The 9,756-nt window shown below is 46.5% G+C and carries 7 protein-coding genes and 1 pseudogene; 7 read left to right on the top strand and 1 reads right to left on the bottom strand.

Translation table 11 applies throughout. From position 1 onward, the window contains the following. The 7 genes from QAS77_RS01510 to QAS77_RS01480 form a co-directional block, all read left to right on the top strand. A partial coding sequence (locus tag QAS77_RS01510; RefSeq protein WP_305063915.1) for a VWA domain-containing protein occupies nucleotides 1-1,209 on the top strand: 1,209 nt, incomplete at its 5' end. Then, a complete protein-coding gene (gene cobN / locus QAS77_RS01505; RefSeq protein ID WP_305063914.1) occupies nucleotides 1,206-4,976 on the top strand; it encodes a cobaltochelatase subunit CobN in 3,771 nt (1,256 codons plus the stop codon). The genes QAS77_RS01510 and cobN, both read left to right, overlap by 4 nt. A gap of 134 nt (nucleotides 4,977-5,110) precedes the next feature. After that, a complete protein-coding gene (locus QAS77_RS01500; protein ID WP_305063913.1) occupies nucleotides 5,111-6,088 on the top strand; it encodes a FecCD family ABC transporter permease in 978 nt (325 codons plus the stop codon). Beyond that, entirely contained in the window at nucleotides 6,085-6,867 is a 783-nt protein-coding gene (locus QAS77_RS01495) for an ABC transporter ATP-binding protein (protein ID WP_305063912.1), read from the top strand. Before QAS77_RS01500 ends, QAS77_RS01495 begins: the two co-directional genes overlap by 4 nt. Nucleotides 6,868-7,018: 151 nt before the next feature. Continuing rightward, a complete protein-coding gene (locus tag QAS77_RS01490; protein WP_305063911.1) occupies nucleotides 7,019-7,381 on the top strand; it encodes a nitrogenase component 1 in 363 nt (120 codons plus the stop codon). Nucleotides 7,382-7,435: 54 nt separating this feature from the next. Further along, entirely contained in the window at nucleotides 7,436-8,203 is a 768-nt protein-coding gene (locus QAS77_RS01485) for an ABC transporter ATP-binding protein (protein WP_442920352.1), read from the top strand. Continuing rightward, the gene (locus QAS77_RS01480; RefSeq protein WP_305063909.1) at nucleotides 8,200-8,925 is read left to right on the top strand and encodes an ABC transporter permease; all 726 of its coding nucleotides are present in this window, start codon (nucleotides 8,200-8,202) and stop codon (nucleotides 8,923-8,925) included. Before QAS77_RS01485 ends, QAS77_RS01480 begins: the two co-directional genes overlap by 4 nt. Before the next feature lie 30 nt (nucleotides 8,926-8,955). Here the strand turns inward: QAS77_RS01480 and QAS77_RS01475 are convergent. After that, nucleotides 8,956-9,608 (bottom strand): annotated as a pseudogene (locus QAS77_RS01475) (IS5 family transposase); the annotation flags it as partial. Nucleotides 9,609-9,756: the final 148 nt, after the last annotated feature.

Below are 9,756 nucleotides of genomic sequence, written 5' to 3'. Positions count from 1 at the left end.
AAAGAAGCGATGGAACTTGCACTGCCGCACAGGATGCGAAGAAAGCCGTTTGAGCCGCCGCAGCTCGATACCGATAAGCTCGATCAGATGATGGATGATGAGAAAAAAGAACAGGAAGAAAAGCAGCAGGAGCAGGAAGAGGAAGAGCAGCAACACGAGCATGAGGAAGAGCACAAGCATGAACATCGCGAGCAGGAAGATAAGGAAAATGAACAAGAATCGCAGGAACCGCAAAACCCGCCTGAAAACGAGGATGATGGCAATCAGCCACAGCAGCCCGAATCGGTCTTTGCGATCGGGGACCCCATTGATGTAAGCAGAGTGCGACCAAAGGAAAAACGTGATCGGATGCCACGCAAGAGGACATCCGGAAGGAGAAATCCGACGCTTGCACAGTTCAACCGGGGGAGATATGCCCGTCACACGATACCTTCCGGAAAACCCACTGATATCGCAATAGACGCCACGATCCGTGCGGCTGCACCATTCCAGAGAGACCGCGGTGCAGGCATGTCTGGCAAGAACGCGGTAATCATCGGTAATCAGGATATCAGGGAAAAGATCAGGATCGGAAAGATCTCAACAGCTACCCTCTTGGTAGTGGATGCCTCCGGCTCAATGGGTGCCGCAAATCGGATGGAAAGTGCCAAAGGAGCGGTCATGTCGCTTCTCACGGACTCCTACCAGCAGCGGGACAGGATCGGGATGGTCGCATTTAAAGGCGATACTGCAGACGTGCTGCTTCCGCTCTGCTCAAGTGTTGATCTTGCATACGACAGCCTCAGGGAATTACCAACAGGCGGAAAAACACCGCTTGGTGCAGGTCTCAACAGCGGGTTGAACCTTCTTCTTGGTGAAAAACGAAAAAACGATGAGACGATTGCGATAATGGTCCTGATCTCGGACGGCAGGGCGAATGTTCCAGTGAACAGTGGTAGTGGTGGAAAACTTGGAACAGTAAAAGAAGAACTCCTTGCGATCGCAGAAGAGGCAAGATCTGCCGGCATTCATGTAATTGTTCTTGATGCTGAATCTATGGGTAGCTCATTTGTAAAAATGCAGCTTGGTTACTGCAGGGAAATTGCAGAACATGCCGGTGGACGGTATTATTCGGTTGACCAGCTGTCATCCGGCCAGATTTACGATATCGTTGCAAATGAGCAGGGATCACTGTTAGAGATGTATTCGGCAGGTATGGGTCTGACATGAAGATAACATCAGTAACATGGAGCAGTGATATCCCGCTGTTTGCACAAGCATGTAATGAACTTGATATTGAACTGCACGCATGGTCTATACAGGACATTGAGGATGATTCGAAACGAGAGGAATGTATAAGTTCTTTCAAACATACAGATGTCATTCTATTGCGTCCCTCAAACAACGGGGTCTGGGACGAAATAATAGAGGAGTTGAACAGTGATATTCCAATCATCTCATTCGGTTATGATTCAACCTTCTGGGAGATTTCAAATGTTCCCTTGAAGATTGTTGCGACGGTCAACGCTTACCACGTCTACGGAGGACTGGAAAACACAACGAACATGCTCAAATACATCGGAAAAGAGGTTCTGGGTGCTGAGTACGATCCGCAACCGCCAGCCGAGACGATGTGGCAGGGAATCTACCATCCTGATGCAAAAAATGTAGGGCGGGCTTTTGAGAGCATAGGCGAGTACCTGGAATGGTACAAGCCACAGAAAAAACATGCGATCGGGATATTGTTCCATCGAACCTACTGGTCAAATGGTGACATTGAGATCGTTGATGCGATGATCCGCGAACTCGAAAAGGAGTTCGATGTGATCCCGGCTTTCTGTCACGGGCTGGGAGATGCTGAAACAGGCGCCAAACCGAGCGGAGAGGTAATAGAAGAGTTCTTTATGGATCCTGTGAAGATAGATGCCATCATAAACCTCCAATCGATATTCCATGCAGGAACCGCTGAAGAATCTGTAAGTGCTCTCAAAAAACTGGATATTCCGGTATTTCATCCGTTGATGGCCTATCACAGGACTGAAGAAGAGTGGACAAAGGACATTCATGGAATGAGTTCGAGTGAAGTTGCATGGAGTGTTGCGATGTCTGAGTTCGAGGGCGTGATCGAACCTTTGATCGTCGGTGCCTCAAGAACAGAAGATGAGCATGGAACCGAGTTTGAGCGCCATGCCCCGATCGATGACCGGATATCAAAGGTTGTGAGAAGATTAAAAAAATGGATATCATTGAAAGATAAGTCAAAATCCGAGCGCAAAGTTGCATTCATCCTGCATAGCAATCCATGTGCATCAGTCGAGGCAACAGTAGGCGCGGGAGCACATCTTGACACCCTTGAGAGCGTTGCAAGGATATTGAATGCGATGAAATCAGCCGGATATTCGGTTGATGCACCGCAAAGTGGTAAAGAACTCATTGACAACATCATGGACCATAAAGCGATATCAGAGTTCAGGTGGACAACGATCGATGAGATTGTTGACAAAGGCGGGGCGCTTGCGATGGTGACTAAGGAGGAGTACGAAGAATGGTTCGATACGCTCCATCCGGATGTGAAGAAAAAGATGTGTGATACATGGGGAAATCCGCCGGGTGAAGAGAAAGACGGTGTTCCGGCAGCGATGGTCTATGATAATAAGATCGTTATTACCGGAGTCCAATATGGCAATGCAGTGATATGCATCCAGCCAAAGCGGGGATGTGCAGGCACAAGATGTGACGGAGAGGTCTGTAAGATCCTGCATGATCCCGATATTTCGCCGCCGCACCAGTACATGGCTACCTACCGGTGGATCGAGAACAAGTTCGGTGCTGACGTGATCATCCATGTCGGAACACATGGAAACCTTGAGTTCCTGCCCGGAAAGTCGGTTGCACTCTCTGAAAGTTGTTATCCTGATATTGCGATCGGAGACATGCCTCATCTCTATATTTACAACTCAGACAATCCCCCGGAAGGGACGATCGCGAAGAGGCGGAGCTATGCCACACTGGTCGATCACATGCAGACCGTCATGACAGAGAGCGGTCTTTATGGTGATCTGAAGGAACTGGAAGACCAGATATCAGAGTACAACAAGACGAAGGTATCTGATAAGGCAAGGGCACACGCGCTTGAGCATATCATCACCGATCTCCTGACGAATACGAATCTTTCAGAGGAGATCAAGCTCGACGAACTGCAGGAAGCAGGTGTTCCGTTTGAAAAGATCGTGGACACTGCACACGAAGCAATAACAAAGCTGTACAATACCCAGATTCCGGACGGGATGCACATATTCGGGGAAAGTCCCGAAGGCGAGAAGAAGACCGAGTTCATCAACTCAATACTCAGGTATGATTCGGAAATGAGGAAACTCGTTTTCGATCTTCTGGGAATGGATATCGAGCCGGCTGAAGCTACAAGTGATGTACTTGTTGAGATCGACGCACTTGGAAAGGAGATCCTGAATGGATTCCTGGATGATAACGAGCCGGTCACTGTCTGTAAGGAGGTTCTCGGGGACAGGTTAAAGAGGCTGAATGAAGCCAGGATATTCACAGTAAGGGAGAAGGTAGCCGATATCCTGTGGAGGATCGATACTTCGGATGAGATCGGTGCCCTGTTTCATGGCTATGATGCCGGATACATCGAGCCAGGCCCGTCCGGTCTCATAACACGTGGCAAGCCAGAAGTGATGCCCACAGGCAGGAACTTCTACTCGCTCGACCCTTACAAGGTGCCGACGAAGGCGGCATGGCGGATCGGGCAGAGACTTGCGGATGGTGTGATCGAGAAGTATGTGGATGAGCACGACAAACTTCCTGAGAATATCGCAATGTACTGGATGGCGAGCGATATCATGTGGGCGGATGGTGAGCAGCTTGCCCAGATCATGCACCTTATTGGTGTTGAGCCGATCTGGAAAGGCGGGCAAGTGAAAGAGTACAGGATCGTTCCGCTGGAGGAACTCAACCGTCCGAGAATTGATGTGACGATCCGGGTGAGCGGGATTACGAGAGACTGCTTCTACAACTGCATCGAACTTATTGATGATGCGATACAGGAGATCTCACAGCTTGATGAGTCCGAAGAGATGAACTATCTCAAAAAACACATCTCTGAGGCATCAGTGGAAGGTGGCACCGGAGGCGGCGACGGAGACGGAGACGAGATTTGTGCCCGCATCTTTGCGAGCAAACCAGGGACGTATGGCAACGGCGTAAACCTTGCTGTGTACGCATCCGCATGGAAAGAAGATAAGGATCTATCTGATGTATATGTGTACTGGAACGGATATTCGTATGGAAAAGGCGTATTCGGGGAAGAATCGCATGATAAGTTCATAGAACAGCTTAAAAGTGTTGACCTGACATTCAACAAGACCGTTACAGACGAGTACGATCTCTTCGGATGCTGCTGCTATTTTGGAACACACGGCGGACTCACGACCGCTGCAAGGGAGATATCCGGACACGAAGTTTCAGCATACTATGGTGATACCAGGGATAGGGACAAGGTTGAGGTCAGGACGCTTGCAGATGAGGTCCGACGCGTTGTCAGGACAAATCTTCTGAATCCGAAGTGGATCGAAGGGATGAAGAGACACGGATACAAAGGAGCTGGTGACATATCTAAGCGGGTCGGACGGGTCTACGGCTGGGAAGCAACTACACGGGAGGTCGATGACTGGATCTTCGATGATATCACAAAGACATTCGTTCTGGATGATGAGATGCGAAAGTTCTTTGAGGAGAACAATCCCTGGGCACTTGAAGAGATCGGAAGGAGGTTGCTTGAAGCTTATGAGCGCGGTCTGTGGGATGCTGATCAGGACGTGATTGACGGATTGAAGAACGCATACCTTGAAATGGAAGGATGGATCGAGGAGCGGATGGGAGATGTGAAGGGCGAGTTCCAGGGTGGATCGATCGATGTGATGACCAGGGATGATGTCGAAGGCTGGAAGGAAAAGATGGCAAAAGTCATGAAGACCTGATGGGATGAATCCGACATAAAATGGAGTATGACATGGTGAAAACGAAACACTCGACGGTAACGAAAGAAGAAATTAAAAAACGATACAATAAGTTCGTTGGAAGAAAGATCTTCTTTATTTTCTTATTTTCAATCTTGATCATTATCATATCAGGCATATCCACATCACTTGGATCTGCAGATCTCTCGATCTGGGATGCTTATTCTGCAATACTGCATAAGTTTTTCCCAAATTACTTTGAGTCGGGCTGGCTTGCAGATGTATGTGTGTGGGACCTGAGACTTCCTCGCATACTCATGGGTGTCATAGCAGGCATCGGTCTTGGTATGTCTGGTGCAGTAATGCAGGCAATACTCAGGAATCCGCTTGCTAGTCCCTATACGTTGGGGATCTCTTCAGGTGCCGGATTCGGTGCATCGCTTGCAATTCTCGCAGGTGCAGGCATCGTTGGTGGGAAATATCTGATTATAGGAAATGCATTTGTATTCGCGCTGCTGTGTTCCTTTATCATTCTGGGATTATCAAGCCGCAAAGGTGCAACACCGGAAACCATGATTTTGGCTGGTATTGCAATGATGTACCTGTTTGGTGCGATGACAACGATACTTCAGTACTTTGGCGAAGCAGAGGCTGTGAAAGAAGCCGTGTTCTGGATGGTTGGTGACCTTGACCGGTCATCGTGGCCCAAACTGACACTTATAACCGGTGCGCTTGCATGCTGTATCCCGCTGCTCATGATGAAGTCATGGGACCTTAATGTGATGGGTGCCGGAGATGAGACCGCAACAAGTCTTGGTGTTAATGTCAAGCGCACCCGGATAGTTATCATGGTGGTCGCAACACTGCTGGTCGCATGCATCGTGTGTTTCACAGGTACGATCGGATTTATAGGACTGGTTGCTCCACACCTCACACGCCTGGCGATTGGAGGTGATAACAGGTATGTGCTTCCTGTATCCGGTCTTCTCGGTGCGGTATTGTTAATCAGCGCAGACCTTGTAGCAAGAAGGATCATAGCCCCAGTCATTCTTCCTGTTGGTGCAGTGACTGCTTTTATGGGGGCTCCGCTTTTCCTTTACATGATAATGAGACGAAGGAAGGAATACTGGTGAAACTGAAAGTGAACAATATTGAATTTGCTTATAATAGCACACCTGTTCTTGAAAACATATCAATGGAACTGGATCGCTCAGAGATACTCGGCATCGTCGGTCCGAATGGTACCGGTAAATCCACGCTGATCCGGTGTATCGACCGGATACTGAAGCCAAGACAGGGAACCATACTGCTGGATGAACATGACATAACTAGGATGAACCGGATGGAGATTGCAAAGAAGATGGGGTATGTACCCCAGAGCACCACACGCGTCTTTCCCGCTTCTGTTATCGATACCGTCCTCATGGGCAGACGTCCGCATCTTGGCTGGAAGAGCAGCGAAGGGGATATGGATAAGGTTCTGGAGATACTGGAACTGCTCGGTATTCTAGAGTTTGCTATGAGGGATTTTAACGAGATCAGTGGGGGTCAGCAGCAAAAAGTGCTCATCGCACGGGCACTTGCGCAGGAAGCAGATATCCTTCTTCTGGATGAGCCTACCAGCAACCTCGACATAAGACATCAACTTGAGGTAATGGAGATCCTGAAGGATGTTGTTAGAAAAAACGGGATCTCTGCGGTCATGGCAATCCATGACCTGAACCTTGCTTCGAGATATACCGATCGGATACTCATGATGAACGGAGGCAGGATCTTTGCCGCAGGGGATCCTGCGTCAGTGCTTACGGTCGAGAATATAAAACGTGCTTATGGTGTGGAAGTCCTAGTGAAGAGCGATGGAGAGAGACCATATATCATTCCGATAAGACCAGTCAACTCTTCTGGGAATTGATGTATCCATGATGTCTGTGCAATGTAGAAGTGTGACCTATGTAAATGGGAACAGTAAGAGATGCTGCCTGTAATATACTCTTAAAACCTGTCTGAAAATAGAGGATAACAGATCAAATAATACAAGTAGTGTTTCAATATGGAGGTAATAAATGATAGCTGAAGTTCCGGATAATAACGAGATTTTTAAGAACGAATCACCATTTTTTGAATCGTTTGCCAAGACATACAGCACGTTGCCTTTACATGGAATAGCGGCCATACCAGGCAAGATTTCAGGAGCGTTGCTGGTTACAAATGCGATCGAGGATGCCATACCCCTGATACACGGACCAGTTGGATGTGCGTTCCAGAGGAAGGTGAATCCTTTTAAACCATATTCTCCTTTTTATACGACTCCATGCACGAATCTGAACGATATAGATGTTGTGTATGGTGGTGAAGAGAAACTGAAAGAGGGAATTAAAGAGACGTATCAGAAGTATCAAGGTACTTTTCAATCTGTACACAAGTGAGATTTATTATTCCACACATTTAAGAGGGATTTATGCGTTCGCGAGATGGTATATTTGATAGAAATTAATGGTTTAACAAAGTATTTCGGGAATCTATGTGCTGTTGACCATATAGATCTTGAAGTTGGAAATGAGATATTTGGCCTTCTTGGTCCAAACGGTGCAGGAAAAAGTACCATTGTCCGGTTGCTCACCACACTGCTAACACCCAATAGCGGCTCAGCACGGGTCTGTGGATATGATGTTGTAAAAGAACCCAACAAGGTACGGGAGTCCATAAGTTATGTGCCTCAGGATATGGCAGTTGACATAAAACTGACCGGACGTGAGAATGTAGGGTTCTATGCCAAGATATACCGTGTGCCTGACAGGGAAAAACAGGTGGATAATGTACTTGAACTGATGGAACTTACCGAGCGTGCAGATGACCTTGTAAGAACATATTCCGGCGGTATGCGAAGAAGGCTGGAACTGGCCCAGGCTCTTGTGCACAAACCTAATGTATTGTTCCTGGATGAGCCTACCCTTGGACTGGATGTGGCTGCACGCAAAAAGATATGGGAACATATATCCTTGCTACGGGAGCGAGGCATGACCATTTTCATGACCACACACTATATGGAAGAGGCGGATGAGTATTGTGACAGGGTTGCTATCATCGACAAAGGTAACATTGTAACTGTGGATTCTCCAAAGAACCTGAAGCAACGTCTTGGGAATGATGCTTCAATGAACGATGTTTTCCTTGAAAATATCAAAACTGCAGAAGAGGAAGGTTTTGATGCATTCAAGTTTAGAAGTATGTTGAGGAGGAGGGCATGAGGGCAATTATACATTACTTTGAGAGGGACTTTAAGAAATGGACACGCGGCAGGATAAATGTTTTCAGTTCACTTATGATGCCGGCTGCATGGCTTATACTGGTAGGGCTTACTCTTCCCACAAAGTTCACAGATAATTATCTTGAATTCATAACACCAGGAATACTGGTAATGACCATGCTCTTCTCCTCAATTCAAGGAGGGTCGCTTATGATATTTGAGAAAATGCTGGGTTTTCTGAACAAATTCCTTGCAATGCCTGCACCCAGGGAGAGCATTCTCTTTGGAAAGATCATGTTCATCACCACCCGCGGCATGCTCCAGACAACCGTGATACTAATAATTGCCACACTGCTTGGGGTGAGGTTGCAAAATCCGATGAACATTGTCCTAATATATATTACGCTGTTTCTGTTCGGAGTGCTATTTTCGTCCATTTCCACAACGATAGCCCTTTATCTTAGCGACCACGACGGATATGCGGCAGTAAGCAGCATGGTGAGCATGCCGCTCTTCTTCACAAGCAGTGCACTCATGCCCTATGATGTCATGCCTGAATGGTTAAGGTTTATGGCACACTTGAATCCTGTAAGCTATGCTATAGATAGCATACGGGAGTTGTTCACAGGAGGAATACCGTTTGAAGGAATCGCAGGACTTGCTGTTGCTGCGGTAGTAATGTTGATGATCGGCACTTATCGATTCAGGAAAGCCACGGTGTGAAGAATTCTGCAGAAAACCAGCTCCCGGATCTGTAAAAATCCTCAAATAATCTAAACACACAATCTTGACATACCTGTCAAGGTTGTGTATCAAGACTTTGAACTTCACTTATTTCACTTGGTTTCTATACTTCCTTGCACAAAGACTCTCTCCATATTTCCTTTTCAAAACTGAAAACATCGTTTCAACAAGATTGCGTTGATGATACAAGCACTCACCAAATTCATGTTTTATTTTTCTTCGAGATCTTCCCTTGATTCTTTTTCTTTCAAGTTTTCTCAGTGGAATCATTGCTGTTGAACCAAGTTTATCTCTTGTCAATTCATGGATCTTTTCAGAATCATATCCCTTATCCATGACATAGTGTCTTGATCTTCGATTACAGTGACATTATAACAACAATGTCTCTGCATGTTTTGCATCATGAACAGGTTTTCCAGATATTTGTAACCAGTTATAATGAACTTAGTAACATCAACTGAAATGCTGGTTTTGACAAAACTCATTCTTCTCTTCCCGTTTCTCCATGAATAGTAATAACTGCAATGCCCACTTGTGAAATCACTGGAATCGATTGCATTAACAGGGATTATCTCACCCCACGGGTAAAACAACTTTAACGTTTTTTGAAATATTTGATTTAGTACTACAGAATTTAATAGAGTTACAAATTTACTAATGCTTCATTCTTAATTGCTCTTTCCAATAAGGTATTGAGCCAAAACCCCTGACCTCAAAGGAACAACATAGCTCCATAAAACGTTTCTGCTGTGGAACTTCACTTTCTTGTTAAGCCATACCTAGAATTCATCGGTTACTTTTCTTGCACGT

Origin of the sequence: Methanococcoides sp., from assembly GCF_030594565.1 — an archaeon.
GTDB lineage: Archaea > Halobacteriota > Methanosarcinia > Methanosarcinales > Methanosarcinaceae > Methanococcoides > Methanococcoides seepicolus.
The sequence above is the reverse complement of the archived record's forward strand: the minus strand, read 5'-3'. Positions and strand labels throughout refer to the sequence as shown.